The 26412-nt window shown below is 69.7% G+C and carries 22 protein-coding genes; 7 read left to right on the top strand and 15 right to left on the bottom strand.

From position 1 onward, the window contains the following. Window positions 1–958: 958 nt before the first annotated feature. Both AC57BS_RS19255 and AC57BS_RS19250 read right to left on the bottom strand, forming a co-directional pair. Window positions 959–1321 carry a recombinase family protein gene (locus AC57BS_RS19255; protein ID WP_496413057.1) on the bottom strand — a complete coding sequence of 121 codons (363 nt, stop codon included), beginning with the start codon at window positions 1319–1321 and terminating at the stop codon, window positions 959–961. Between the two features lie 907 nt (window positions 1322–2228). Further along, window positions 2229–2531, bottom strand: coding sequence for a hypothetical protein (locus AC57BS_RS19250; protein WP_496413056.1), 303 nt, complete (start codon window positions 2529–2531; stop codon window positions 2229–2231). A gap of 620 nt (window positions 2532–3151) precedes the next feature. On the opposite strand from AC57BS_RS19250, the gene AC57BS_RS19245 reads away from it, so the two are divergent. After that, window positions 3152–4237 (top strand): hypothetical protein, encoded by a 1086-nt coding sequence (locus AC57BS_RS19245; RefSeq protein WP_496413055.1) that lies wholly within the window; start codon window positions 3152–3154, stop codon window positions 4235–4237. Here AC57BS_RS19245 and AC57BS_RS19240 read toward each other — a convergent pair. From AC57BS_RS19240 to AC57BS_RS19225, 4 genes are all read right to left on the bottom strand, one after another. Further along, window positions 4234–5739 carry a TRM11 family SAM-dependent methyltransferase gene (locus AC57BS_RS19240; protein ID WP_496413054.1) on the bottom strand — a complete coding sequence of 502 codons (1506 nt, stop codon included), beginning with the start codon at window positions 5737–5739 and terminating at the stop codon, window positions 4234–4236. The two genes, AC57BS_RS19245 and AC57BS_RS19240, sit on opposite strands and share 4 nt — an antisense overlap. A 1-nt stretch (window position 5740) precedes the next feature. Beyond that, a complete protein-coding gene (locus AC57BS_RS19235) occupies window positions 5741–6916 on the bottom strand; it encodes a DNA methyltransferase (RefSeq protein ID WP_496413053.1) in 1176 nt (391 codons plus the stop codon). A gap of 297 nt (window positions 6917–7213) precedes the next feature. Further along, on the bottom strand, window positions 7214–7783 hold the full coding sequence (locus AC57BS_RS19230) for an HhH-GPD-type base excision DNA repair protein (RefSeq protein ID WP_496413052.1): 570 nt from the start codon (window positions 7781–7783) through the stop codon (window positions 7214–7216). A gap of 230 nt (window positions 7784–8013) precedes the next feature. Next, window positions 8014–8415 carry a universal stress protein gene (locus AC57BS_RS19225; protein ID WP_496413051.1) on the bottom strand — a complete coding sequence of 134 codons (402 nt, stop codon included), beginning with the start codon at window positions 8413–8415 and terminating at the stop codon, window positions 8014–8016. A 125-nt stretch (window positions 8416–8540) separates the two neighbouring features. Between AC57BS_RS19225 and AC57BS_RS19220 the strand changes: the two genes are divergently transcribed. After that, window positions 8541–9011 carry a hypothetical protein gene (locus AC57BS_RS19220; RefSeq protein ID WP_496413050.1) on the top strand — a complete coding sequence of 157 codons (471 nt, stop codon included), beginning with the start codon at window positions 8541–8543 and terminating at the stop codon, window positions 9009–9011. 72 nt (window positions 9012–9083) lie between these two features. Here the strand turns inward: AC57BS_RS19220 and AC57BS_RS19215 are convergent, their stop codons facing one another. Together AC57BS_RS19215 and AC57BS_RS19210 are read right to left on the bottom strand one after the other, a co-directional pair. Then, complete coding sequence (locus tag AC57BS_RS19215) at window positions 9084–10547, bottom strand: glutamate-cysteine ligase family protein (protein WP_496413049.1); 1464 nt, start codon at window positions 10545–10547, stop codon at window positions 9084–9086. 53 nt (window positions 10548–10600) lie between these two features. Further along, on the bottom strand, window positions 10601–11596 hold the full coding sequence (locus AC57BS_RS19210) for a DUF4192 domain-containing protein (protein WP_496413048.1): 996 nt from the start codon (window positions 11594–11596) through the stop codon (window positions 10601–10603). 187 nt (window positions 11597–11783) lie between these two features. Between AC57BS_RS19210 and AC57BS_RS19205 the strand changes: the two genes are divergently transcribed. Together AC57BS_RS19205 and AC57BS_RS19200 are read left to right on the top strand one after the other, a co-directional pair. Further along, on the top strand, window positions 11784–13085 hold the full coding sequence (locus tag AC57BS_RS19205) for a DNA polymerase IV (RefSeq protein WP_496413231.1): 1302 nt from the start codon (window positions 11784–11786) through the stop codon (window positions 13083–13085). 631 nt (window positions 13086–13716) lie between these two features. Beyond that, window positions 13717–14682, top strand: coding sequence for a sigma-70 family RNA polymerase sigma factor (locus AC57BS_RS19200; RefSeq protein ID WP_496413047.1), 966 nt, complete (start codon window positions 13717–13719; stop codon window positions 14680–14682). 7 nt (window positions 14683–14689) lie between these two features. Here AC57BS_RS19200 and AC57BS_RS19195 read toward each other — a convergent pair whose 3' ends face one another. The 4 genes from AC57BS_RS19195 to AC57BS_RS19180 all read right to left on the bottom strand — a co-directional run bounded on the left by AC57BS_RS19195 (window position 14690) and on the right by AC57BS_RS19180 (window position 19038). Continuing rightward, window positions 14690–16009 carry a glycoside hydrolase family 3 protein gene (locus tag AC57BS_RS19195; protein WP_496413046.1) on the bottom strand — a complete coding sequence of 440 codons (1320 nt, stop codon included), beginning with the start codon at window positions 16007–16009 and terminating at the stop codon, window positions 14690–14692. 40 nt (window positions 16010–16049) lie between these two features. Then, a complete protein-coding gene (coaE, locus tag AC57BS_RS19190; protein ID WP_496413045.1) occupies window positions 16050–16646 on the bottom strand; it encodes a dephospho-CoA kinase in 597 nt (198 codons plus the stop codon). Between the two features lie 16 nt (window positions 16647–16662). Continuing rightward, window positions 16663–17940 (bottom strand): aspartate aminotransferase type Ic, encoded by a 1278-nt coding sequence (locus AC57BS_RS19185; RefSeq protein ID WP_496413044.1) that lies wholly within the window; start codon window positions 17938–17940, stop codon window positions 16663–16665. Between the two features lie 135 nt (window positions 17941–18075). After that, window positions 18076–19038, bottom strand: a complete 963-nt coding sequence (locus tag AC57BS_RS19180) for a GlxA family transcriptional regulator (protein ID WP_496413043.1) — start codon at window positions 19036–19038, stop codon at window positions 18076–18078. A gap of 93 nt (window positions 19039–19131) precedes the next feature. On the opposite strand from AC57BS_RS19180, the gene AC57BS_RS19175 reads away from it, so the two are divergent. The 3 genes from AC57BS_RS19175 to AC57BS_RS19165 all read left to right on the top strand — a co-directional run bounded on the left by AC57BS_RS19175 (window position 19132) and on the right by AC57BS_RS19165 (window position 22740). Then, window positions 19132–19290 carry a hypothetical protein gene (locus AC57BS_RS19175; RefSeq protein WP_496413042.1) on the top strand — a complete coding sequence of 53 codons (159 nt, stop codon included), beginning with the start codon at window positions 19132–19134 and terminating at the stop codon, window positions 19288–19290. 64 nt (window positions 19291–19354) lie between these two features. Then, on the top strand, window positions 19355–20647 hold the full coding sequence (locus tag AC57BS_RS19170; protein ID WP_496413041.1) for a class I adenylate-forming enzyme family protein: 1293 nt from the start codon (window positions 19355–19357) through the stop codon (window positions 20645–20647). Window positions 20648–20778: 131 nt separating this feature from the next. Next, window positions 20779–22740 carry a GTP-binding protein gene (locus AC57BS_RS19165; protein ID WP_496413040.1) on the top strand — a complete coding sequence of 654 codons (1962 nt, stop codon included), beginning with the start codon at window positions 20779–20781 and terminating at the stop codon, window positions 22738–22740. 43 nt (window positions 22741–22783) lie between these two features. Here AC57BS_RS19165 and AC57BS_RS19160 read toward each other — a convergent pair whose 3' ends face one another. From AC57BS_RS19160 to AC57BS_RS19150, 3 genes are all read right to left on the bottom strand, one after another. Continuing rightward, window positions 22784–23626, bottom strand: a complete 843-nt coding sequence (locus tag AC57BS_RS19160) for a patatin-like phospholipase family protein (protein ID WP_496413039.1) — start codon at window positions 23624–23626, stop codon at window positions 22784–22786. A gap of 112 nt (window positions 23627–23738) precedes the next feature. Next, window positions 23739–25220, bottom strand: a complete 1482-nt coding sequence (gene rpsA, locus AC57BS_RS19155; RefSeq protein WP_496413038.1) for a 30S ribosomal protein S1 — start codon at window positions 25218–25220, stop codon at window positions 23739–23741. Window positions 25221–25451: 231 nt separating this feature from the next. Beyond that, window positions 25452–26354 carry a phosphotransferase family protein gene (locus AC57BS_RS19150; protein WP_496413037.1) on the bottom strand — a complete coding sequence of 301 codons (903 nt, stop codon included), beginning with the start codon at window positions 26352–26354 and terminating at the stop codon, window positions 25452–25454. Window positions 26355–26412 lie beyond the last annotated feature (58 nt).

Here is a 26412-nt window from a genome sequence, read left to right as displayed (position 1 = left end):
ATGCTGATGCGGCGGGCCGACATCGAGCGAAGACTTGCACTCGCTAGATCGCTGGGCGTGGTCGTTCTCTTTGCGACATTCACTGTCCCGCATCGACTGGGTGACTCTCTGGACACGAGTCTCGACCTACTGACTTCTGCTTACGACCGCATGCTGAACGCGGGCAGACGTGGGCGCGATCTGCGATCGGCAGCGTCGCTGTGGCGCATGGACCGCACACTGCAAGTCGACTGGACAGCCGCCGGTTGGCATCCGCACTTCCACGTGCTGCTCTTCCTTGACCCGGACGATGAGGAACTTACTGGGCAGCAGATGCAGGCGCTGCTTCTACCGGCTTGGAAGGCAGCGGTCGAAGATGAAGCGCGCCGCCAAGGGCGACGGGTCACCGTCAATGCGCACGGACTTGATGTCCGCCCAGTCACCGATGGGCCAGGCCTAGCCCGATACCTCACGAGACTCCCGTCCACTGATCAGGAAACCAGTGGCGGCTTCGCGCTCCTCGCGGCGGTGAACGCACACGGCACGGGCGAGTGCCGCTGCAAGGAGTGCAAGTCCCTATGGCGACGGTGGCGCGAGTACGTGCAATCCATGATTGGACGGAAACGCTATTGGGCTCGGGCGCTCGACGCAGCACTCCACACGCGTCAGTCAGAGCAACTGAAGGAGTTGGGAGCGTCAGCCGATAAGCATGACGGCGGTCATCTCGATGCAGTTGGCCGCGGACCTGGTTCGTCGATGCCCACGCCGTTCCAGCGCCGAAGCCGCCCCGGCCATCGCCGGTCGGGGCGGCGCCCGGCACGCGGGACGCTACTCGCAAGCGGGCAGCCAGAGGCCACCGATCGCGCGCTTAACGAGCGTCCCAAAACCAGTAGTTACTTGGGACAGTGGCTTCGAGGAGGCCCTCCGCGAGACACCGAGTGCCAGAACTCGGTCTCAGAATCGCCGGATACGAGACGCCCTAATCGAGACAGCCTTCGACTGGCACCACCTGCATGTGCCGACAGAGGGACGACCTACTCCACCCAACCATCCGCGCCGCCTGGCCCGCGGTCAGCCCGTCGTCGGACATTGCGCGCCGCGCCATACGGACCTTGGTGGCGACCTCAAGCGGGTCTGGCGCCCGTCGACCAAGACGGACCCCACGTTCGGCTGCGGCCCGCATTCCGGCCTGCACCCGCTCTTGCATCAGTCCTCGTTCATATTCTGCGAGAGTGGCGAACAGGCCCAGCATCAGTCGTCCATGCGTGGTCGAAGGCGAGATGCCATCGCTGATGGACTGGACCCCGATTTCGCGTGCCGCCAGTTGGTCCACGGTGTTCACGACATCAACCAGCGATCTACCAAGGCGATCTAGCCGCCACAAACCAGCGTGCTGCCGGGCCGACGGCGCTGAATCGCGGCGACGAGTCCGGGCCGACTGCTAGCAACGCTCGCACCCGAGATCACGTCCTCAAAGATGCTGTCTCCTGGAACCCCCGCGTCGATAACCGCGCGACGCTGGAGGTCGCTGGACTGGTTCGGCGTGGACGTGCGTAGGGACTCGACAAATGCTTGCGTCGCCATGGCGCCATGGTCTCTGTAGCCACTGACATTCGACGTCCACATCTGTAGACAGAGCGGCGTTCGCTCGGTTGGCCAGATGAGGTCAGATAGGCCCAGTTGCCCGCGCTGGTGGCCGCACAGGGAGCAGATTCCCGGGGGCAGCCTGTGTTGCCCTTCCTTGGAGAACGCTCGCGATGCGGGCCCGTTCCGCCTGCACTCCGGCATTGAACGCAGCCGTCATCTCTGCGGCCTCACGTGACTGTCCGTTGCCCAGGTAGTCGCTGATTAGATCTCTACAGACGTCGGACGCGGGCCTTCCTTCCGAGAGCGCCTGCATCCGCAGACGTCGATGCATCTCCTTGGGAAGGTCCAAGGTGTACCGGACAGCGCCTGACGATGGGGTACTCATATCTGGGCACTAACGACAGGCGCCGTAGGCACGGCACTGCGGCACGGCACTCCGTGCGGTTCGCACGCCCCGGCCCGATTGGGCCTGCGCGCACCACATTAAGTCGCCGACCGATTGCCGCGTGGGGATCGACCGGTGTGAGGCGGGGGCGCGGCAGAGCCTCCAGTTCCCTGAGACGCGGGGTTCGCACCCGTGCGAACCGTGGTGCGCGCCAGCCCCGACCTCTCCGTGCGAACCCCACCGAACGAAAAGAGTCAATGCGGATAGGACCGCTTGCTCACGGCCCGTCGTGTCGGTAGATGCGCACGATGTCGAGTTCGGCGAGCGACTCCAGCAGCGACCACTCGTCCACCGGATCGATGATCCCGAGGTTCGAGGAGGTGCCCACGACGGGCCGTGCGCCTGGAACTGCAGTCCATGTCGAAAGGCAGAGCAGCATCACCGGCGCAGTCCACACATCAGCACCGCTGAACAGATGTCTGGTGGGGAATCCACTGGGGTGATTTGCAGGACGGTGCCGAGGACCGTTCAGCACCTGTCTCTCCCACTCGCAGAGATTGCCCCAGTCGCCGCAGGTCATGGCCCGACTGTTGATTTCCGCTTGAGCGATGACCATCAGTCGGATAGCGACGCTAATACGGGCTACTAGCCTCTGGTGACCAGACATCTGCAAGTAGCCCGGGTCCGCGATAAGAACGGCAACTAGGTCCGACACCGTGTCGGCCCAGCCGTACTCATTCCCTCCTGGCAGAAGGATGGCCCACGGGAATTGCGACCCGTCCGAGCGGACCGGCCCTTGTGCACTCTCGCAGCCGCGAGAGACCCGACTGATGACGTACACCAAGCCCACACCTCCTGTCCGCACAATCTAGAGTCAGCCACCGACACGACCCTGTAGCGCATCCGCTAGATCAGGAAGCATGACCCCTTCACGACGCGACCTCCCTGACGTACTTGGTCTGGCTGCCCTGGCGCGCTGGACTGGCATCCCGGTGCCGGACCTCGTGTCTGAACTGTCGGCGGCTCGACTACCCGCACCCGACGGCATGCAAGGTGCTGAGCCGTATTGGCTAAGCATGACGGTCCTCAAGCGATGGCCCTCCCCCGGTAGCGGCCGCTGATCAGCAGCACATCACGAACTCCCGGGACACGGACGGCCAGGCCGCGATCTAATGCGCAGGTGCATCTAGGACATCACCCATGAACGAGTTCGTGCTCCAGCCGGGCCTCTACGCATCGGGGACCAGCACCAGCCTGTTCGAAGTGCTCAGCGGGGTCTGGCCAAAGTCTGGCGAGCCCGAGGCAGACACGATCTACATCGTGTCCGGATTTGGGTCGTTCAACGGAGGGGTCTCGTTTTTCGAGCGCTTGCGGAGCCACGTGGAGGACGGGGGCAAGGTCAGGGCCGTGTTTGGCGGCTCTCGGAGCACGAACGTAACGAGTCTCCAACTCACCGACGAACTCCTCGGCCTTGGCGCCGAAGTGCACGTCGTGAACCGGCGATACATGATGCACTCGAAGTTGTACGGAAAGCGCCTAACCACTGGAGACGAACGACTGATCGTCACCTCGGGCAACTTCACCGGGCCGGGCATCGCTCGCAACATTGAGAGCCTGGTGTCGCTCGATGCGCCTACTACGTCGGCGCTGGGCTTCGACTGGAACGACCTCTTCTCTGCCTTGCTGACCTCCGGCCTTGAGGTCTTCACCCTCAACGGCGCGGCCCCAGACGACCCCCGGTGGTCGCTGCTCTACGACGAGTCGAAGCGATCGTCGCGCAAGCCCGCCCCAGAGGACGACGAAGATGTATTCGAATCTCTCATCATGACGTTGTCCCACTCCGACACTGCCCGCATCATGGCCGACGCCGGGACTAACGCATCGAAGGGGACGCAGTACTTCTGGCTTAGCAAGGACTCCTACGCGTTCTTCCCTCCCCTGACCATCAGAAACAAGTCGGGCGACAAGGCCACGTACTCATGCCTGATCGACGTGACCTTCGTCGACCTCGGGATCACGTCTGAGCAGAGGGTCACCTATGAGGCAGAGAACAACCTCGACTTCCGACTGGGCACAGCGCCACTGAGGAACACCAAACTGGCCGAGCGCGACGACATCATGGTGCTGAGTCGCCGCGGCGAAAGGGCCTACGACCTGCGTATCGTCAAGGCTGGCACGGCCGAATACTTTGCCCTAAGCATCCACGCGACGGCTCACATTGGCGCCCAAGGTAAGCGATACGGATTCGCCCTGAACAAGACCGTCGACGAGATCCTCAAGCCCTAGCGATTCACAGTCAGAACGATGGCTTCTTCGGTGTGCGTTGAGTTCTTCGAATGCATCGCGAAGCGCTTCCACGCCTGAAGGGGAATTAGTTCGCTGTACTCGAAACCGCGAAGTGCAGCGAGATGTCCAAGTAGGTCTGGGGTAGCGATCGTCGTTTGATGGTCCCCACTACCCGTTCGGTTGGCGCCTACAACCATGACGACGTGCTCGCCAGGCCTCATTGACGCTGACAGCGCCGCCATCGTCTCGCCCATGTGCGAGAAGTACCGGTACAGGAGCGACGGAACCGCAAGTCGCCGGAACCCAGCACCCGTCCCCTTGTTGATGGCCTCGATCCGATCGAGCAGATCCATGATCACAGGCGGCAGGAGCGATGCGTTCTCTTGTCGAGCCTGATCCCAGTTCCGTGACGCCCGCGTGGTCCACTCCCGGCTGCCGGTTAGGTCCTGCTCGATCCCGCGAATGTGACCCGCCGGGGCCAGCCCGAGAAGAACGATCGACAGACGGTCGGTGTCGATGTAGGGCAACGCCGTCGCGTAAGGCGGGGAGGTGACGGCCAACCGCCGTCCATGTCCCCACGCATCCTTCACCGTGGCTTGGTCTCTTGACGACCCAAGGATGACTTCAGCGCGGAACGCCTCAACATCAATCGGAGTCGCCCGCTCCAACTCGACCAGAGCACGCCGTCCCCGCTCCGCGGAATCAGCGAAGAGTTCGGCAACACTGGGCGGCTCCCAATCGGGTCCCCGGCGCCTCACCCTTAGGTCTTCCGGCAACTGCCAGGACACCTCGCGGACGACATTCGATAGGCACAGTTCCGCGACTTGGCCGACGACCGTCTCCTCGTCCCTACAGACTTCTAGGGCCGCCCACAGCGCACTCAGCACTTGTGGTGGGAACCACTTGGTCAGGTAGTCCCCATCGACGTCGGAGAGATCGCCTGGCGCTTGCACTGGAGAGCCGTGCTGCGCGTCCTTCATCGCGACTCTCATGGCATCCGCAACGTCGTCGAAGCGGGCGACGAGGCCGCTCTCACCAGCCAGGGCCTGGGTGGCTACCTTGACGGCCGACATCCAAGCAGCGAGGGGGTTCTGATCAATCCCTGCGACCGAGAGCCCGAGTCGCATTCCTTCGATGAGGGCGGTGCCCGATCCGCAGAAGGGGTCCAACAGCGTCTCCGCCGCAGGGTCAACCGCGTTGATCAACGCGCGGGCAAGTTGTGGATTGAACTTGCCCTTGTATTCGTGGAGGCCATGAACGTGGAAGCGCGTGGCCTGTCGGGCACTTCTTGAACCCCGTTCGTAGTGGTGCAGCGACTCTGTGGCCGATTGTGAGGTCGTAACACCGTCGACCTCCGACAGGTACGTCGACCGCGCAGCGAGCATCTGCGAGGCGTCTTGTCCCGTGGCCTGGGCGTGGCTCACGAGCGCAGAGACTTCGCGCTTGGAAAGGCGGGTTTCGTACTCAAAGAGGTTGTAGCCAACGGCCTTGATGTCGGGCACTTCAGGCTCCGAAGACGAGTACATGTTCAGTGCGCCGCCCCCGACTGTGAGCCCGATTGAACGAACTCTTTCCCGTTGCGATGCCGCGAGAACCTGCATACACCACCGAGAACCCAGTGGACGTCGCCACGTCGCAAAGCAGGGTCCCGTTGTCCACTGCCCGCCCACCAATGACGCTGTCTCCAACGACAACAGCGACGTGTCCAGATGACCTCACCACTCGCCGCAGGCCAGTGAACACCTCAGCCATCTGGTTGGCGAAGTCCACCTCGGTTAGACCGTTCTTCTTCGAGTAGAAGGGGCGAGCACCAATCTCCTTCTGGCGCACGTCTACGGCGTCGAAACCCAGCCAGTACATCCGGTACTTGTGGTACAGCCAGTACTCGTAGGCGTTCGGGTATGGAGGCGAGAAGCACGCCAAACTGACCGCCTCGGTGGGAACCGGCGCCAAGTCACGCGCGTCGCGCATGAGCACCTGCGTCGTTACGTCGCCACCGTTGAAAGCATTGTTATTGCGCAGCCACGACACCGTCTTGCGAAGCGAGCGTTCTAGCGCGGCGGCGACGCTCTCTTGGTCCCCAGCCTTATCAATGGCTGCGTACCGGGTGTCGGAGTCTTGTCGAGAGACTCGCACCGTGGCGGCAGATACGGCCGCCGCGACGCGATCGTGCCATGGGTCGGTAACAGGAATCGAGCGTACGTATCGGATCGCTCCTGACAGCGCTACTTGTGCGTAATCAGGGAACCAGTGGTCGACTCTCGGGATATCTGCGAACTCCTCGCCCAGAGCGAGCGCCTCGCGGGCGGCCGCGCGTAGACCAGCCAGGTGGTGATCGACGTCTTGCTCGTCGTGGGACTGCCACGGAGTCGTCCGAACGCGGCTAATCAGACAGGCCACTGGGTTGATGTCGACACCGATCGACCCCAAACCGCGTCTGCGTGCCTCAGCCAAGGTCGTGCCCGAGCCACAGAAGGGATCAAGCACCAGCCCGTCAGCGATGCCGACTAGATCCATGATCTGACGTGGCAGGGCCGGAATGTATCTGGCCGGATAGGGATGAAACTGACCCTCGGTTCGCGGCTCAGTGGCAAACGACCAGTCGGCCGCTCCGAAGGAGCCAGCAAGCGACACAGCGTCCAGACCCGTCGCATCTGCCTGGACTTCCAGTGACGTCATGTACTGCGCTCCTCCGTACTGCTGCGGCTGTTCCGGTCACTCTAGGTTGGCCCTCGGACATAGCGTCGATGCACACGCGGGGCCTGGCAGTCCCGACCGCGGAGTCGAGAGCGCCCCTTCGTGGGCGCCGCCCTGCAGCCCATCCTCGCACCTCGCCGCGAGGCTCTGCGTAGGTGGAGTCAGTAGTCGACTGAGAGTCAGCCAGGAGCCAAGCAGGACTGCGCGCCTGCAGCGATTAGCCAAGTGCTGGTCGAAGAAGGCGACAGTCCATGGAGCGCAGACTCCGCTGTGGACGAATCAGCCCGTCGCAGACTTTGCTCCCGCCTTTGCAGCCTGCTTGTACTCACGGACCTTGCCCAGCGAGTCCGCGTCCACGACGTCGGCGACCGACCGGTATCCGTCGAGGGCATAATCCCCCGCCGCCACCTCCCAGCCGACTGGGCGAACCCCCAGTTGCTTGGCAAGCAGCGCTACAAAGATCTGCGCCTTCTGCCTCCCGAAGCCAGGCAGGGCCTGGATCCGCTTGAGCAGATCCGCTCCGGTCGCGGCCTCGTTCCACAGGCGGGTTGTGTCACCAGAGTAGGTGTCTTCGACAATCTGGGCGATGTCCTGCAACTTGGTTGCCATGGCACCCGGAAACCGGTGAACGGCAGGCGTCTCGGAGCAGACAGCCTTGAACTCCTCAGCCCCCATCGCTGCAATCCGGGCGGGGTCGAGGTGGCCGAGACGTGTCAGCAACTTCCATCCACCACGAAAGGCATGTTCCATCCCATACTGCTGATCAAGCGCCATGCCGAAAAGAACCGCTAGTGGGTACTCGTCGAGCACGGCGTCAGCGTCGGGGAGGTTGGCGATCTGGAAGCCCATGCCCCCATCCTCGCTCAGACTGCTCGGCGCGTCTCGCACCGTCGGCTTACTTAGTGGCTAAAACATGTGCTGGTCCAGCATCATGCCGACCAGCAGCGCGAACGCGGAGTCGTCGAGAACCTTGTCGGCGGCGGGGTCGCCGGTGATCTGGAAGCCCATGGGGACATCCTGCCCGACGCGCGGCTCCGCGGCGTGGGCTGCTGCCTTCTACTGGGCTTCTGCTCGGCCTGCTACTGGGCCTTGACCGCCAGGACCGGGCACGGGGCGTCGAGCAGCACGCGCTGGGCGTTGCTGCCGAGGATCAGCTTGCCGACCGGCGAGCGGCGGCGCAGGCCGATGACGAGCAGCTCGGCGCTGTTGGCCTCGGCGATGCTGATCAGGTCCTCGGCCGGCTCGAACCCGCGTACGAGCTGGCGGATGTCGTGCTCGACACCCGCCTCCTCGAGCCTCGCCTTGATGGCAGCGAGGTCGTCGTCCGCGGCCCTGGCCGCCGAGCCGTCGAACTCCTGGCCTCCCCGATGGGAGTTCACCACGACCAGCTTGCTGCCGCGCAGCTTGGCCTCGTTGATGCCAGCAGCGAGGGCTGCTTCGCCCTCCGGCTTGGGGACGTATCCGACGACGACAGTGCCCATGGTGTCTCCTCTCGGGGCCGCGGCGGCTCGCCGTCGGCCTGTTGGCACCGTAACGGAAAACACACGACCGTGTGCAGCCTGTGGAGGAGCGCGTCGCGCGCGTCGCGCTGCGGCACGCTGGAGCCGTGGCTCCCCAGCTCGCAGGCCCGTACGCGCTCCAGGCTCCCGTCGACCGCTACACGCACGCCGTGCTGCGCGCCGCGACTCTCGAGCTCGTCCGCGCCGAGCGACGTCGTCGGTTCCCGCCCACGGTGCACGCCGGCGTGCCGGGACGGTGCGTCCTCCACACCGACGACCCTCCCGTGGCCGACCCGGGCCTTCGCGCCGACGTGGCGCTGGCGATGCTGCGCAGGTCGGCCTCGCTCGCGGCGCGCCCGGTGTTGTGGCTGACCCGTCCGGGCGAGCTCAGCCCGCACGACGACGACCTGCGCTGGCTCGGCCCCACGGCCTGGGCGAGCCAGGCGCTCGGCGTCCACGTCGGCCTCGTCGTGGTGACCCGCCGGGGCTGGTTCGACCCGGTCAGCGACGTACGCCGCGAGTGGCGCCGGCTGCGCCCGAAGCCCGGCGCGGTCCCCCTGGCACCGCGCGATCGGTGAGCCAGACAGGTTCTGCCGGCTCGGAACCTGCGTCACGCACCGCTCGGGCACGCGACCAGCGAGCGAGCCGGGTCAGTCCCAGGCGTGCACGGGCTCGTTGCTGTGCATGCGGTCGCGGTAGTCGAGCAACGTCGCCCGCAGCGCGTCGTAGCGGTCCTCTCCCCCGCGCGCACGCACCCGGTCGACGAACCACCCGGCGCCGCTGGCCTCGGCCTGGCACCGCTGCTCGATGATCCCGAGGTAGCGGTCGCTCTGCTCGCTCGGCACGCCCCACGAGTCGAGCCCGGCGCGCGCCATCGGCAGCAGGCGACGCAGCACGAGCTCGGTGGCGCGGACCTGCCCGATGCCCGGCCAGTAGACCTGGGCGTCGACGCCCGTCTGGGCCGCGACGTGGAAGTTCTCCTCCGCGGCGGAGAACGACATCTGCGACCAGAGCGGGCGCTCGCTCTCCACGAGGTAGCGGATCAGGCCGAACCACAGCGCCGCGTTGGCGATCGTGTCGGCGACCGTCGGCCCGGCGGCGAGCAGGCGGTTCTCGACCCGCAGGTGCGGCATCCCCTGGGAGATGTCGTAGACCGGTCGGTTCCAGCGGTAGATCGTGCCGTTGTGCAGCTTGAGCTCGTGGAGCGCCGGGGTGCCGCCCGACTCGAGGACCTCGAGGGGGTCCTCGTCGTCCGTCACGGGCAGCAGCGCCGGGAAGTAACGGACGTTCTCCTCGAAGAGGTCGAACACCGAGGTGATCCAGCGCTCGCCGAACCACACGCGGGGGCGTACGCCCTGCGCCTTGAGCTCCTCGCTCCTGGTGTCGGTGGCCTGCTCGAACAGCGGGATGCGCGTCTCGCGCCAGAGCTCCTTGCCGAGGAGGTAGGGCGAGTTGGCCGACACGGCGAGCTGCACACCCGCGATCGACTGGGCGGCGTTCCAGTAGGCGGCGAACTGGTCCGGCGAGGTCTGGACGTGGAACTGGGTGCTCGTGCACGCCGCCTCGGGGACGATCGAGTCGGCCGTCGTGGTGAGCCGCTCCTTGCCGGAGATGCTGATCGTGATGTCCTCGCCGCGGGCGTTGAGGATCTGCTCGGAGAGCAACGCGTAGCGCGGGTTGGAGCTCAGCGAGTCACGGGTCATGTGGCCCTCGGCCAGCGTCGGCAGGATGCCGATCATCACCTGGTGGGCCCCCACCCGGGAGCCCTTCTCCTCGGCCTCGTTGAGCGAGTGGCGCAGGCTCTCCTCGAAGGTCGCCAGCCCGCCCTCGCGCAGCTTGGCGGGCGCCAGGTTGATCTCGATGTTGAACTGGCCGAGCTCGGTCTGGAAGTCGGGGTCGGCGATGGCCTCGAGGACCTCGGCGTTCTTCAGGGCCGGGTCGCCCGCGTCGTCGATGAGGTTGAGCTCCATCTCGAGGCCGGTCATGGGGTCGTCGGTGTCGAAGGCGGCCTCCCGGAGCATCCGGGCGAACACGTCGAGGTTGCGACGCACCTTCTCGCGGTGGCGCGTCCGGTCGGCCCGACTGAACTCCTGCTGCGCGACCTCTTCTCCCATGTCGGCACCCTAGTCACGCCCGGACCCCGCGGGAACCGCCCGACGGGCTGGTCTCACGCGGCCGGGTCCCCGCCGGCAGCCAGCCGCGGCTGGAGGGCGGTCCACTCGTCCGGCGAGGTCGCCGACTCCAGCAGCTGGACCACGAGGTCGGCGAGGGAGTGGGTGGGCTCGGCCTCCCGGCACCGGTCGACGGCGCACCACGCCAGCGCCCCGTCCCCGAGGAGCCAGGCCGCGAAGGCCAGGACGGCGGCGGGCCCGGCGACGTGCGGGCCCGGGAGCCGGCGCACGGCGTCGGACCACAGCTCCACCGCCCGGCGCGCGTCACCGCGGGTGAGCCACACCCAGGCCTCGTCCCGGCGGGCGCCGGACGGAAGGGTGCGGGCGACCGCGGCCAGCTCGCCGGTCGAGAACGGGGTGCCGCTGCCCACGTGGCGGCGCACGAGGCTCGCCAGCGCCCCCGCCGGGAGCGCGCTCGCCCCCGCGAGGAGGGGCTCGGTCGCGCGGATCGCCCCGCCGTCGGGTGCGAGGGTGGCTCGGAGCGCCTCCCGGCTGGCGTGCGTGACGCGCCCGTCGAACACGCCCTGCGCCGTGAACGGGTGCTCGGCTCGGGCGAACGGCACGCCGCGGTAGGCGGCGAGGGGCGCCCCGGGCAGCACGGCGTACCAGTGGTCGTCGTGCACCCGGAGCACCTCGTGCACCGAGATGCCGGCGGCGGTGAGCTCCTCGTGGAGCGCCCACGCGGCCTCGTCGGCGACCGTGGTGTCGTCGTCGTAGATCACCACGACCACGTCGCGGACGCCGTTGCGCCGGGCGGGACGCAGCAGCGCCTCCACCACGTCGTCGACGTCGTCGGGGTCGTGGGGCAGGTCGACCCGGGCGCTCATGCCGCCCGGCGAGCCGACGCTGATGACCACCACCGACCGCTCCGGGACGAACCCGAGGGCGAGCGGCACGAAGGCGGCGATGTCGTCGGGCGTACGGGCGTGCAGCCGGGTGACGGGCGAGGGCGAGGTGGCGGGCGGGGTCGGGGTGTGCTCGTGGGATTCCATGGCGGGGAGGCTTCCCAGCGCCACCGACGGCACATGCCGACCTGCGCGACAGCCTGTGGACAAACCGCCGCGACGGTGCCCTGTGGACGGTTCGTGGCCCACGAACCACCCACTCGCCCCGGCGTACGGGTGCTGTGCGTGAGAATGGATGGGTGACGCAGCCCTCCGGATCCCGGGTCCCCGGCTGATGCGCAGCACCGCGTCGGTCCTGCACCTGGACCTGGACGCCTTCTTCGCCGCCGTCGAGCAGCGTGACAAGCCGTCGCTGCGGGGCAAGCCGGTGATCGTCGGCGGGACGGGTGGGCGGGGCGTGGTGTCCACCGCGTCGTACGAGGCGCGCCGCTACGGCGTCGGGTCGGCGATGTCAGGACGCGAGGCGCGGGCTCGCTGCCCCCATGCCGCCTTCCTCAGCGGGCGGTTCCACGCCTACCGCGCGACGAGCAAGCTCGTCATGGAAGTGCTGCGCGACCTGTCCCCGCTCGTGGAGCCGCTGTCGCTGGACGAGGCGTTCGTCGACCTCGCCGCCGCCGACCTCCCGGACCTCGAGGTCGCGACGGTCACCGAGGTGGGCGAGCGGCTGCGCGCCAGGGTGCACGAGGTCACCGGCGGCCTGACGGCGACGGTGGGCATCGCGTCGTCCAAGTTCCTCGCCAAGGTCGCCAGCGAGCTGGACAAGCCCGACGGGATGACGGTGGTCCCGCCGGGGACCGAGCTCGACCTGCTCCGACCGATGAAGGTCAACGTGATCCCCGGTGTCGGACCGGCGACAGCCGAGAGGCTGCGCCGTGCGGGCATCCACACGATCGCCGAGCTCGAGCTGGTCACCGAGGACGAGCTCGTCCGGCTCCTCGGCCAGGCGCAGGGCCACGGGCTGTGGCAGCTGGCACGCGCGCAGGACTCGCGCCCCGTCGTCGCCGAGCGCGAGGCCAAGTCGGTCAGCGTGGAGGGCACGTACGACTCCGACCTGACCGACCGCCGGTTGATGGAGGGCTTGCTGACCCGCCAGGCGCGGGAGGTCGGGACACGGCTGCGCAAGAACGGGCTCTCCGGTCGCACGGTCACCATCAAGGTGCGACTCCACGACTTCACCACCCTCAGCCGCTCGAGCACCCTCTCCAGCCCGACCGACGACGGCGGCAGCATCGGTCGGATAGCCCGCTCCCTGCTCGGCGACCTCGACACCACGGGCGGCGTGCGACTGCTCGGGGTGGGCGTGTCCGGCCTCGCCGACTGGGTGCAGGAGGACCTCTTCGGCGAGACCGCGGACGAGGAGGAGGTGGAGGTGGTGCTCCCCGAGCCGCCTCGGCGCACGTGGCCGCCGGGCGCCGACGTGGTCCACAACGACCTCGGACCGGGCTGGGTGTGGGGGTCGGGCGCAGGGGTCGTGACCGTGCGGTTCGAGACCGCGGAGACCCCGCCCGGACCGGTGCGCAGCTTCCGCGCCGACGACCCCGCGCTGCACCGCTTCGAGCCGCCCACCGAGGACTGACGGGCCGCCGCCGACGGCGACGTACGTCACCCGTTGTTCACCAGCGGCGACTTGCGGTGTGGCGGACGGATTTGGCAGCCTCGTGGGCGCAGGAATGGGTGAGGGGCTCCCGGTGGTATGAGCACCAGGAGCCCCTCGCTGCGGTCGGGGATGGTGACGTCCGACCCATCGGACCGGCGCCCGGCCCCCGCCGACCCCGTCACCGGGCCTGCGCGGCGAGCAAGTCGCCGGGTGGGGCTGTTCTTCCGATCCGATCCCCGACCCCGCCGAAGCGGTGCCGGTAGGGAGAGTTCTATGCCTCCCGGGCGCCGCCCGCAAGGCCTTGGCCCCACAAACCTCCGGTCCCACAGGCTTCCCCACAGAAGAGGGCCGGTGCTCCACAGGGCCGGGCGTTCCGTCCACAGGGTCGGGGCACCCCTGTGGACGTACGGCCAGGCTCGTCCGGGTATGGGCGCGGGTCGAGCGGGGAACCCCTGAGAAGTCCCTGAGAGTTGGCCGATCGTGCAACTCCCGGGGGAACTGGCTCGTCAAGGCAGGTGAAGGCACCAATCCGAACGGGAATCCCGCAGCGGACACAGGCGTTGGAAGAAATGTGCGACACGGGGTGGTCGTACGAGAGCAGGAGGACGAGATGAGCACCGCACAGGCCAAGCGCACCACCAGCACCACTCGTGAGATCGAGGGCCGCGACAGCGTGGGCCTCTACCTCGACGAGATCGCTCGCACCCCGCTCCTCGACGCCGAGACCGAGGTCGAGCTGTCCAAGACCATCGAGGCGGGCCTCCTGGCCCAGCACCTCCTCGACACCGGCCGCGTCGGCCGGCGCAAGGGTGGAGCCCCGATGAGCGCCAACGAGGCCGAGCTGGAGTGGCTCGCCGAGCAGGGCCGGCTCGCCGTCGACCGGTTCATCGAGGCCAACCTGCGCCTGGTGGTGTCGATCGCCCGCAAGTACGGCCGCTCCCAGATGCCGATGCTCGACCTGATCCAGGAGGGCAACACCGGCCTGATCCGCGCGGTCGAGAAGTTCGACTACACCAAGGGCTACAAGTTCTCGACCTACGCCACCTGGTGGGTGCGCCAGGCGATCACCCGCGGCATCGCGCAGCAGGCCCGCGTCGTACGCCTCCCGGTCCACGTCGTCGAGGAGCTCAACCAGGTCGGCAGCGCGCGGCGCACCCTCGAGCGCCAGCTCGGGCGCGACCCCGAGCCCGAGGAGATCGCCACCGAACTCGGCATGGAGCTCGACCGGGTCCTCGACCTGATGAGCTGGGGTCGCGACCACGTCTCGCTGGACACGCCGGTCGACGAGGACGGCGACACGTCACTGGGCGACCTGATGGCCCAGGAGACCGCACCCGGGCCGGACCTCAACTACCTCGACGCCGAGGCCCGTCAGCGGCTCGAGGACCTGGTCGGGATCCTCGACGAGCGGTCGGCCGACATCGTCCGCGCGCGCTACGGCCTGGCCGACGGACGCCAGCACAAGCTCGCCGACATCGGTGCCCGCCACGGCATCTCGGCCGAGCGGGTGCGCCAGCTCGAGCGCGAGGCGCTGCAAAAGCTCCGCCGCGCCGGCGACCCCGACCTCGCGGCCTGACGAGGTCTCAGTACGCCGCGGACTCCAGGTCCGCGCTCGCGGCCCGTGCCCTGTCGACCACGTCGGCGGGCACGGGCCGTTGTGCTGCGATCCGTGCCTGCCACATCTGCAGGGCCACCACCCGGGCGGCCGCCTCCTCGACGCGCGCCCGCGAGACGAGCCCGGAGTCGAGGGCGTCGACGACGATCTGGTGCGTGGTCGCGTTGTCCACCGGCATCAGGAGCAGGTCCGCCCCGGCCTGGAGCGCCTGCAGTGCCGGTGTCGGTCGCCCGCCGACGGCGCCCATCCCCATCGAGTCGGTGATCGCGACGCCCTGGAACCCGAGGTCGTCGCGCAGCAGGTCGTAGACCTCGGGCGCCATGGACGCCGGGACGCCGGGCGCGATGTCGGTGAGGTCGAGGTGGCTCATCATGACCGCGGGAGCCTGCTGGCGGACGGCGGACTCGAAGGGAGGCAGGTCGTGCGCCGACAGCTCCTCGAGGGTCGCGTCGAGCACGGGAAGCGTGTCGTGGCTGTCGCTGGTCGCGCCGCCGTGGCCCGGGAAGTGCTTGACCGTCGAGACGATGCCCGCCTCGTCGTAGCCCTTGACCGCCGCGCCGACCGCCTGGGAGGCCAGGGCGGGGTCCATCGACGGCGAACGCGCGCCGATCGTGGGGTCGGCGGCGCCGATGGTCACGTCGGCGACCGGCGCGAACACCCAGGTGAAGCCCAGCCCGCGCAGCTCGAGCCCCGTCGTGAGGGCGGCGGCACGGGTGACCCGGCGACCGAGCTTCGGGTCGGCGGCGATGGCCAGTCCGGCAGAGGCGAAGTGCGGGAACTCGGTGGCGATGCCGCGCAGGTGGGAGACGTAGCCGCCCTCCTGGTCGACGCCGATGACCGGGGGGAAGTCCCGGCCGTCGGCGGCCGCGGCGCGCGACACCGCGGCGGTCATGTCGAGCACCTGCTGCTGGTCGACGACGTTGGCACCGGTGACCGAGACGCCGGCCAGGTGCAGCTCGCGCACCATCCGCGCCGGCTCCTCGGGGTCCGTGCCGTGGAACCGGCCGACGATCACCCCGCCGGCCAGCTGCTCGGGTGTCCACGTGGCGACGAGCTCGCGTGCCTCCTCGAGCTCACCGACGGTCGGGCCCCAGGAGGTGGGCGTGTCCGGGTCCTCGGTCTCCTCCGCCTCGGGCGAAGCGGGCTCGCCGGGCGCGGTGGTGGCGGAGGACGAGGGCGTCGAGGTGGCCGGCGCCGCGTCGTCGGGCGTCGAGCCGAGGCCGGCGCAGCCGCTGACGAGCAGGACACCCGTCGCGATCACGGCCAGTCGGGGTCGGATCGGAAGCACTCGTGGAGGTTACCGGCCGCACCCCCACGACCCGGAAACGTCAGGCCCGTCCGGCCAGCTCGACGTACACGTCCTCGACGCGCCGGCGCAGCGCGTCGAGCGATCCGGTGTTGTCGATGACGTGGGTCGCGATCGCCAGCCGGTCCTCGCGCGAGGCCTGGGCGGCGATGCGCGACTCCGCGTCCTCCCGGGTCCACCCGCGGTCCTCGACCATCCGGCTCACCTGCACGTCGGTCGGGACGTCCACGACGACGACCGCGTCGAACTGGCCCGCCCGCCCGACCTCGGCGAGCAGCGGGATGTCGTGCACCACCACGGCCCCGGGGGCCGCTGCGGCCTCGAGCTCGTCGCTGCGCCGGTGGACCAGTGGGTGGATGATCGCCTCGAGGCGCTTGCGTGCCGCCGGGTCGGCGAAGACCAGGGCTCCCACCGCCGGTCTGTCGAGGTCGCCGTCGGCGGTCAGCACCTGCGGCCCGAACTCGGCGACGACGGCGTCGAGGCCGGGCGTGCCGCGCGCGACGACCTCGCGTGCGATCAGGTCGGCGTCGATGACGACCGCCCCGAGCTCGGCGAGGATGGCCGAGACGGTGCTCTTGCCCGAGGCGATGCCCCCGGTCAGTCCGACACGAACGGTCACTGGTCCTCCCCCGGGGTCAGGCGGCGGCCTTCTCCGCGGCCGCCAGCAGCACGCACGTCGCCACGGCCTCCATGGCCTCGGTGACCTCCGCGAGGGGCGGCATCGTGGGCGCCAGCCGGATGTTGGTGTCGTCCGGGTCCTGCTTGTAGGGGAACGACGACCCGGCGGGCGTCAGTGCGATGCCGGCCTCCTTGGCGAGCGCAACGACGCGGCTGGCGGTGCCCGGCACCACGTCGAGGTTGACGAAGTAGCCGCCGGTCGGGGTGTTCCAGGTCGCCACGCCGCGGCCGCCGAGGCGCTCGGTCAGCACCCGGTCCACCTCGGCGAACTTCGGCGCGATGATCTCGCGGTGCTTCGCCATGTGGTCGCGCACGCCCTGCGGGGACCCGAAGAACTCGGCGTGGCGCAGGTGGTTGACCTTGTCGGGACCGATCGACCCGTTGCCGAGGTGCCCGAGGTACCAGGCGACGTTGCCGGACGACGCGGCCAGGAACGCCACGCCCGCCCCGGCATAGGAGATCTTCGAGGTCGAGGCGAACATGATCGGGCGGTCCGGGTGACCCCCGGCCGACGCGAGGGTGAGGATGTCGGCGCTCTTGGCCTCGTCCTCGGTGAGGTGGTGCAGGGCGTAGGCGTTGTCCCAGAAGATCTTGAAGTCCGGCGCCGCCGTCGGCATCGCGGCCAGCCGGGCGGCCACGTCCTGGCTGCAGGTCGCGCCCGTCGGGTTCGCGTACGTCGGCACGATCCACATGCCCTTGATGCTCGGGTCGTCGGCGACGAGGGCGGCGACGGCGTCGACGTCGGGGCCGTCGTCGTGCATCGGGACCGTCACCATCTCGATGCCGAGGCTCTCGAGCAGCGTGAAGTGGCGGTCGTAGCCCGGGACCGGGCACACGAACCGGACCTTCTCCTCCTTGCTCCACGGGCGCTCGGAGTCGACCGCGCCGAAGAGCATCATCCAGACCAGGCAGTCGCGCATCATCGACAGGCTGGAGTTGCCGCCGGCCACCACCTGGTCAGGCTCGACCCACAGCAGCTCGGCGAACATCTCCCGCAGCTCGCGCAGGCCCTCGAGCCCGCCGTAGTTGCGTACGTCGACGCCGTTGGCGTCCTTGGTGGAGGTCGGGAGCCGGAGCAGGTCGTCGGCGAGGTCGAGCTGCTGGGCCGACGGCTTGCCGCGCGTGAGGTCCAGCTTGAGCCCCCGGGCCTTGAGCTGCTCGTAGGCAGCCCGCTGCTCCTCGAGCAGGGCGGCGAGGTCGTCGGCGGACAGGTCGGCCAGCGCAGTCGCGTTCACGGCCCCCAGCCTAGAGGTCGCCCGGCGCTGGGACTGCGGCCGTTCCGCTCGTGGAACGACCTGTGGCAGCTCAGTGGGGAAGGTCGTCCTCGACATGTCGCGACGATCATCCCCGCTGTGGGGTCGAGCCGACCCTCAGGCCGTCATCCGGAAGGTGCGCCGGTACTCCTGCGGGCTGACCCCGCGCGAGCGGCCGAAGTGGTGGCGCAGCGTGGCGGCGTTGCCGAAGCCGACCTCGGACGCCACCCAGTCGACGGAGTGGTCGGTCTGCTCGAGCAGCTCCTGCGCCGCCCGGACGCGCTCACCGAGGATCCAGCTGTAGGGCGTCGTGCCGGTCTCCTCCTTGAAGCGCCGGGCGAACGTGCGCGCCGACATGTGCATCTGCCTGGCCAGCGTCTCGACGTCGAGGTCCTCGCCCAGGTGCTCGCTGATCCAGGCCAGCAACGGAGCCAGGGCCTCCGACTCGCACACCGGGACCGGTCGGGCGATGAACTGGGCTTGGCCGCCGTCGCGGTGCGGGGGCACGACCATGCGACGGGCCGTCGTCGCCGCGACCTTGGCCCCGAACTGCTGGCGCATCACGTGCAGCGCCGCGTCGAGCGCCGCCGCCGAGCCGGCGCCTGTCACGATCGACCCGTCCTGCACGTAGAGCACGTCGCGGTCGACGATCGCCTCCGGGTAGCGCTCCGCGAGCTCGGCGGCGTAGCGCCAGTGCGTGGTGCACCGGCGCCCGTCGAGGAGCCCCGCCTCGCCGAGCATGAAGGTGGCCGAGCAGTGCGCGAAGAGCATCGCCCCGCGCTCGTGCGTGGCACGCAGGAGCTCGGAGACCTCGGGCGGTGACTCGAGGTGGTTGCTCTTGGGGGCCAGGCAGACGAGGTCGGCGTCCGCCGCCGCGTCGAGCCCGTGCTCGACGACGAGGTCGAAGCCCGCGCGGGTGCGCAGGCGACCCGGCGTGGGGGTGACGACCGTGAAGTCGAAGACCGGGTTGTCGTCCTCGGGATGGTAGGGCTCCGCCCACACCTCGCACAGCGCTCCGAGGCCGAACGGCTCGGGCTGCTCCTGGACGACGACGGCGACCTTCTTCATGGGGCCCTTCATGGGCTCACCCTGCACCACCAGTGGCAGTAAATCAACCAACCCTGTCATTCCTGCCACTGGTGGCAGGAACTAAATGAGCGAATGATTACTGCCATGAACACCATCATCCTCCTTCTTGCCCTGACCACCGCCGTCGTGCTGCTCGTCGACTACGCCCGGCGCGACGACTTCGCCGGCCCGTCGTCCACCACCCACCCGATCGACGACCTCGGCCCGGTCGACGAGCGGCACCACCGCGTCCCGCGCAGCTGACCGCATCCTGGCACGCCCCCGACCGGCCCTACGTCGGCCTCGGGCGCCGGGCACAATCGCGGGCATGACAACGGTCGACGAGCCCTCGCGCCTGCCCGCGGAGTCCCGGGTCGCGCTGCTCGTCCCCGGCTCGGCGGCGTACGTCGACCTGGTGCTGACGCTGCTCGCCGACGGCGACTTCCCGGTCCCTCTGGACCCGGCCCTCACCCGGCCCGAGCGCGAGCGCGTGCTCGCCCCCATCGAGCCCGACCTGGTGGTGACGACCCAAGAGCAGGTCGGCGACCTCCTCGCCGCTCGACCCGGACGCTCGAGATCGCTCCCCCTCGGACGGCCGATCCACTGCACCAGCGGCACCACAGGAACACCGAAGGGCGTCTGGTCCGGCCTGCTCCCCCAGGTCGACGCAGCGGCCCTGGTCGCCGAGGAACGCGACCTCTGGGGGTTCTGCGCCGAGGACGTGAACCTGGTCCTCAGCCCGCTGCACCACTCGGCGCCCCTGCGCTTCGCCATGGGGACGCTGTTGGCGGGCGGCCGGATCGTGGTGCCGGGGAAGTTCGACCCGGAGGCGATCACCCGAGCCATCGCCGAGGACCGGCCGACCACGATGTTCTGCGTGCCGACGCACCTCCAGCGGCTCTTCGCGCACTGGGACGCCGTGGGCGTGCCCGACCTGACGTCCTTCCGCCTCGTCGCGCATGCAGGGGCTCCGTGCCCGGTCGCCGTGAAGCAGCGGCTGGTCGAGCTGTTCCCCGCCGGCTCGACGTGGGAGTTCTATGGCTCGACCGAGGGCCAGTTCACGGCCTGCCGGTCCGAGGAGTGGCAGGAGCGTCCCGGCACCGTCGGACGGGCGCGGCCCGGCCGGACCCTGTCCATCGACGACGACGGCCGGATCTGGTGCGCCGTCCCGCGGCACGCACGCTTCACCTACCTCGGGGCTCCGGAGCAGACCGCGGCCGCGTGGCGCGACACCCCGGCGGGGCCGGCCTTCACCGTCGGCGACGTCGGCCGGATCGACGACGACGGCTACGTCCACCTCGACGGGCGGCGTACGGACCTCATCATCTCCGGCGGCGTCAACGTCTATCCGCTGGAGGTGGAGAACGCCCTGCGCGAGGTGCCCGGCGTCATCGACGTCGCCGTGTACGGAGTCGCGGACCCGCAGTGGGGGCAGCGCGTGTGTGCCGCCGTGGTCGGCGACGTGGCGCCCGAGACCCTCGCCGCCCACGCAAGGCGGGTGCTCGCGCCGGCCAAGCGCCCGAAGGACTACACGCTCGTCCCCGCCCTCCCGATGACGGCCACCGGGAAGGTGCGGCGTGCCGCGCTCCCCACCATTGTGGTGAACGCAGGTCGACTCTAAAGCGGGTGCGCGGCAACGGGTCGTCGTGCGATCGTCGTGGCACGCCCGGCCGAGCGGCCACGACCCAGGAGCAGACATGCGAGCAGCCCCCACGCCCCGGACCTCTTTCCGTCCAGCCGTGGAGCTGCCTCGTGACCTCGCCCCCGTCCACTCTCAACCTCGGCATCGTCGCCCATGTTGATGCCGGCAAGACCAGCCTGACCGAGCGCCTGCTGTTCGAGGCAGGTGCCATCGAGACGCCCGGTAGCGTCGATGCCGGGACGACCCGCACCGACTCGCTCGACCTCGAGCGTCGTCGCGGCATCACCATCCGGGCTGCGGTGACGTCGTTCACCCTCGACGACCTGGTCGTCAACCTCCTCGACACCCCCGGCCACCCCGACTTCATCGCCGAGGTCGAGCGCTCGCTCGGTGTCCTCGACGCGGCCGTCCTGGTGCTGTCCGCGGTGGAAGGTGTCCAGCCGCAGACCGTGGTGATCTGGCGGGCGCTCCAGCGAATCGGCGTGCCCACCCTGATGTTCGTGAACAAGGTCGACCGCTCGGACGCTGACGTGGAGGGCGTTCTCGACCAGGTGCGCCGGCGCCTCACGCCGTACGTCGTGTCGTTGGCGCAGGTGCACCGCGCCGGTGCCCGCGACGCCCGGGTGACCGGCGTGCCGTTGACGCGCGAGGACGTGGTGGTGGCGCTCGCCGAGGGCGACGACCGGGTGCTCGACGACTGGGCCTCCGGCCGTCCGGTCAGCGTCGCAGCTGCCCGCGCGGCCCTGCGTCGAGGGCTGCGGACCGGGGCGCTGACCCCGGTGCTGTGCGGCTCGGCCATCACTGGCGCCGGGCTCCCGCTGCTGCGAGACGCCTTGGTCACCCTGCTCCCCCGGCACTCGCCGCCGCTGGGTGAGCAGGCCGCCACGGTCTTCGCCGTCGACCGCGACGAGCGCGGACGCCGGGCGTGGGTGCGGCTGTGGTCGGGCGAGCTGCGGGTCCGCGACCGGGTGGCGTTCGGCGCCGCGGAGCCGGCCCGGGTGACCGAGGTGGCGGTGTCGACACCGGACGGACTCCGCCCGGGAGTGGCGGGCGCCGGCCAGATCGCCGTCGTCCGCGGACCGTCGGCGCGGATCGGCGACGGCGTGGGCCGACCACCGTCGCGCCGTGTGCACCGGCTCGCCCCGGCCTCGCTGCAGGCCCTCGTCGAGCCGGTCGACCCGACCCGTCGCACGGCGCTCTACGCGGGCCTCGCCGAGCTCGCCGACGAGGACCCGCTGATCGACCTGCGGCTCGACGAGGTGGACGGTGAGGCGGCCGTGAGCCTGCACGGCGAGGTGCAGAAGGAGGTGCTGGCCGCCCTGCTCGAGGAGCGCTACGGCGTCGCCGTGCGCTTCCTCGACACCTCGACGGTGTGCCTCGAACGGGTGGTCGGAGCAGGAGCGGCAGGCGACCGCATCGGAGCCGGCGGCAACCCCTACCTCGCTGGTCTCGGGCTGCGGGTGCAGGCGGCGCCGGTGGGGCACGGCGTCGAGTTCTCCCCCGGCGTGGAGCGCGGCAACCTGCCGCCCGCGTTCGTCGCCGCGACCGAGGAGGGCGTACGCACCGGACTGCGGCAGGGCCCGCACGGCTGGGAGGTCACCGACTGCGTGGTCACGATGACGGCCTCGGCCTACTACCCGCGGCAGAGCCGACCGCACCAGAGGTTCGACAAGTCCATGTCGACGGTCGCTGCGGACTTCCGCCACCTCGCGCCCGTGGTCCTCGCCGCCGCGCTCCACGAGGCAGGCACGCGCGTGTGCCGCCCGGTCGACCGGTTCGAGCTCGACCTGCCCGCGCCGGCGTTCCCGGTGGTCACAGCACTGCTGGGCCGGCTCGGGGCCGCCCTGTTGGAGACCTCGACCGACGGTGGCTACACGCGCCTGGTGGGGCACCTGCCGTCGGAGGTCGTGCCGGACGTCGCGTCGAGGCTGCCCGACCTGACCGGCGGCGAGGGGGTGCTGGTGACCGCACTGGACCACCACGCGCCGGTGCACGGGCCACCGCCTCGACGGCGCCGCCGCGGCCCCGACCCGCTCGACCGGCCGGCATGGTTCCGCGGCGTCCCGAGGTGACGGCCGTTCGGGTCACTGCCATCCCGGCGACACACGAGGATGGTCACGCCTCCCAGACCCCGCGGACCCCGTCGACCACGTCGCGCGCCTGTCGCAGCCCGGCCTCGGCCGCCACCGCGCGCTTGGCCGGGTCGAGCAGGTTGCGGCCGAAGGCGGCCAGCGCCTCGGCGTCCGGCGTCACCACCGACCACACGCGCGGTGCGATCCGCTCCAGCTGCGCGCGGATCGACGCCTTCTTGCTGATCGCGCGCGGGAGCGGGGCCAGCACGACGACGCGCTTGGCTCCGCGGGCGACGTCGACGTTGGCCGTCGACCGCATCCCGCCGTCCATGTAGGTGCGGCCGGCCACCTCGACGGGCGGCCACACCGTCGGGACCGCGCAGCTCGCGGCGACGGCCGACACGAGGTCGACGCCCGACTCCGGGGTGAAGACGGTGAACTCGCCGCTGACGGTGTCGACGGCCGTGATCCGCAGGTCCCGGTCGGGCCATCCGTGCACCGGCAGGCGCGAGCGGATCACGCCCTCGCGGTCGGCTGACCCGGGCGCGTGCGCAGCCCGGGCCACCCGCCCCACGCGCGCGAGCTTCGTACGGCCGCTGCCGGGCAGGGCGTACGGAGGCACGAGCTTCAGCGCCGCGATCCGCGACAACCGGCCACCGATCTCGGCGTCGGCGGGCTCGAGCTGTGTGGCGTAGAGGTCGGCGAGCGGCAGGCCGTTGGTGACCTGGGCGCCGACCACCGAACCGGCGGACGTGCCCACGACGATGTCGGCCTCCGTCACGTGCACCTCCGCGTCGGCGAGCCCGGCGAGGATGCCGAGCTGCCACGCGATGCCGGTGATCCCACCGCCGCCGAGGACCAGTGCCGTGCTGCCGCGATCTGCCATGCGCAAGTTCTACCCGACCGGCACCAGTCGAGCCGGTGCCCGGACACGACGACGGCCCGCCGGGTGTCCCGGCGGGCCGTCGTGTCGTGCGTCAGATCAGTGCGTCAGCCGATCAGGCCTGGCCACCGGTCAGCTTCTCGCGAAGCGCCTGCAGCGCCTCGTCGGACGCCAGCGAGCCGCCGGTGTCGCCACCGGTCTCGACCTCGGTGTCGCCACCGGAGGAGTAGGACGTGGCCTCGCCGGCCTCGGCCTCGGCGACCTTGGCGTCCGCCTGCTGCTTGACGTGCTGCTCCCAGCGGGCGTGCGCCTTGGCGTACTGGTCCTCCCAGACCGCGCGCTGCTCGTCGAAGCCCTCGAGCCACTCGCCCGTCTCGGGGTCGAAGCCCTCGGGGTAGACGTAGTTGCCCTGCTCGTCGTAGGTCGCGGTCATGCCGTAGAGCGTGGGGTCGAACTCCTCCACGTCGGCGGCGGCCGCGGTCTCGTTGGCCTGCTTGAGCGACAGCGAGATCCGGCGACGCTCGAGGTCGATGTCGATGATCTTGACCATGACGTCGTCGTTGACCTGGACGACCTGCTCGGGGATCTCGACGTGACGCTCGGCGAGCTCGGAGATGTGCACCAGGCCCTCGATGCCCTCCTCGACGCGGACGAATGAGCCGAAGGGCACCAGCTTGGTGACCTTGCCCGGCACGATCTGGCCGATCTGGTGGGTGCGGGCGAAGTGCTGCCACGGGTCCTCCTGCGTCGCCTTCAGCGACAGGGAGACACGCTCGCGGTCCATGTCGACGTCGAGGACCTCGACGGTGACCTCGTCGCCCACGGCGACGACCTCGGACGGGTGGTCGATGTGCTTCCAGGACAGCTCGGAGACGTGGACCAGGCCGTCGACGCCACCGAGGTCCACGAAGGCACCGAAGTTGACGATCGAGGACACGACACCCTTGCGGATCTGGCCCTTCTGGAGCTGGGTGAGGAAGCCGTGGCGGACCTCGGACTGCGTCTGCTCGAGCCAGGCACGGCGCGACAGGACCACATTGTTGCGGTTCTTGTCGAGCTCGATGATCTTCGCCTCGAGCGTCTGGCCGACGTAGGGCTGCAGGTCGCGCACGCGGCGCATCTCCACCAGCGAGGCGGGCAGGAAGCCGCGCAGGCCGATGTCGAGGATGAGGCCGCCCTTGACGACCTCGATGACGGTGCCCTCGACGACGCCGTCCTCCTCCTTGACCTGCTCGATGGTGCCCCAGGCACGCTCGTACTGAGCACGCTTCTTGGACAGGATCAGACGGCCTTCCTTGTCCTCCTTCTGGAGGACCAGGGCCTCGACCTTGTCGCCCACGGAAACGACCTCGTTGGGGTCGACGTCGTGCTTGATCGACAGCTCGCGCGAGGGGATGACGCCCTCGGTCTTGTAGCCGATGTCGAGGAGGACCTCGTCACGGTCCACCTTGACGATGGTGCCGTCGACGATGTCACCGTCGTTGAAGTACTTGATGGTCGCGTCGATTGCCGCGAGGAAGTCCTCTTCGGACCCGATGTCGTTGACGGCCACCTGGGGCGCGTCGTAGTCCGGAAGAGTGGAGAGCGTGCTCGTCATATGGGAAGTGATTCCTTGGATGGATGGAGTCGTGCGGACGCGCACGATCGTCTGTTTCACTGGCACTCGTCGGTGACGGATCACTGACGCGAGCTCGGCGAGCACGGGTTCGCTCGGTATGGAAGCCGGGCAGACGACTGGCGCAACTCCCAAGACTACGCGCCCGCGCGGGCGTACGTCCAACCGGCGGAGCACGCCGGACACCCGCTCGTCGCCACGCTCAGGCCACGCTCAACCGCCGGACGGCCACGCGTGCACGTCACCGGCCTCGGCGACCGCGCGGAGCAGCCCCTCGGCCCGGTCCGCGACGGGGTTCTCGCCCGCCCGTGCGGCGAGGTCCACCAGCGCCCACAGGTCGGCCGACCGTGCGCCGTCGAGCAGGGTCGCGGCCTCGCCACCGCGCAACGACACCCACCCCTCGAGGACCGCGGAGACGTACGCCGGGTGGCGCTCGAACCGCAGCAGGTTGCCCAGGTCGGTCCAGGGGTGGCCCGCGTGGGCGTACTCCCAGTCGAGCACCGCGGTGACCTCGAGGGTGGCGGGGTCGACCAGGACGTTCTTGGGGTTCAGGTCGCCATGGACCAGGCAGGCGCGGGCCACGCCGTCCAGCAGGTCCTGCGCCCGGCGGCACACCCGTGACAGGGCGCGCCGTCGCACCTCGGGCCAGTCGGGCAGACGCGTGGCGGCCCATGCGACGAGGTCGTCGTCGGGGAACCGGCCCAGGCCCAGGTCGGCGTCGACGAACGGGCCCGGACGCAGCATCGGCATCCCCGCCAGGCCGGCCGCGACCGCTCCCAGCGCCCGCCCGAGGCGCTGCAGCCCGTCGGTGTCGGCGTCGGAGGCCAGGCGCTCGACGACGACATCCCCGCGCTCACCGGGGAGGAAGGAGGTCACCAGCAGGCCCGGGGTCCCCGCGGCCGCGAGAGGGCGGCGTACCTCGAGCACGTCCGGCACCGGCAGCAGCCCCCGCACCAGGTGCAGCACGGACTGGTCGACCTCGGGTGCCTGGCCCCCGCGCGCGTCGTCGGGCGCGTAGAGGCGGACGACGACCCGCTCGCCACCGGCCTCGCCGAGGAAGGTCCGACCCGAGTGGCCTCCGGCCAGTGGCGTCAGCGACGGCGCGGACTCGCTCATCCGCCCATCGTGGCACGCGTGGGCAGTGCGCCGGCACCGCCATGTCCGCGCACTACGC

It is taken from the genome of Nocardioides sp. BGA-UO-ETr-FS32, assembly GCF_059567905.1.
This window is presented reverse-complemented; position numbering and strand designations above follow the sequence as displayed.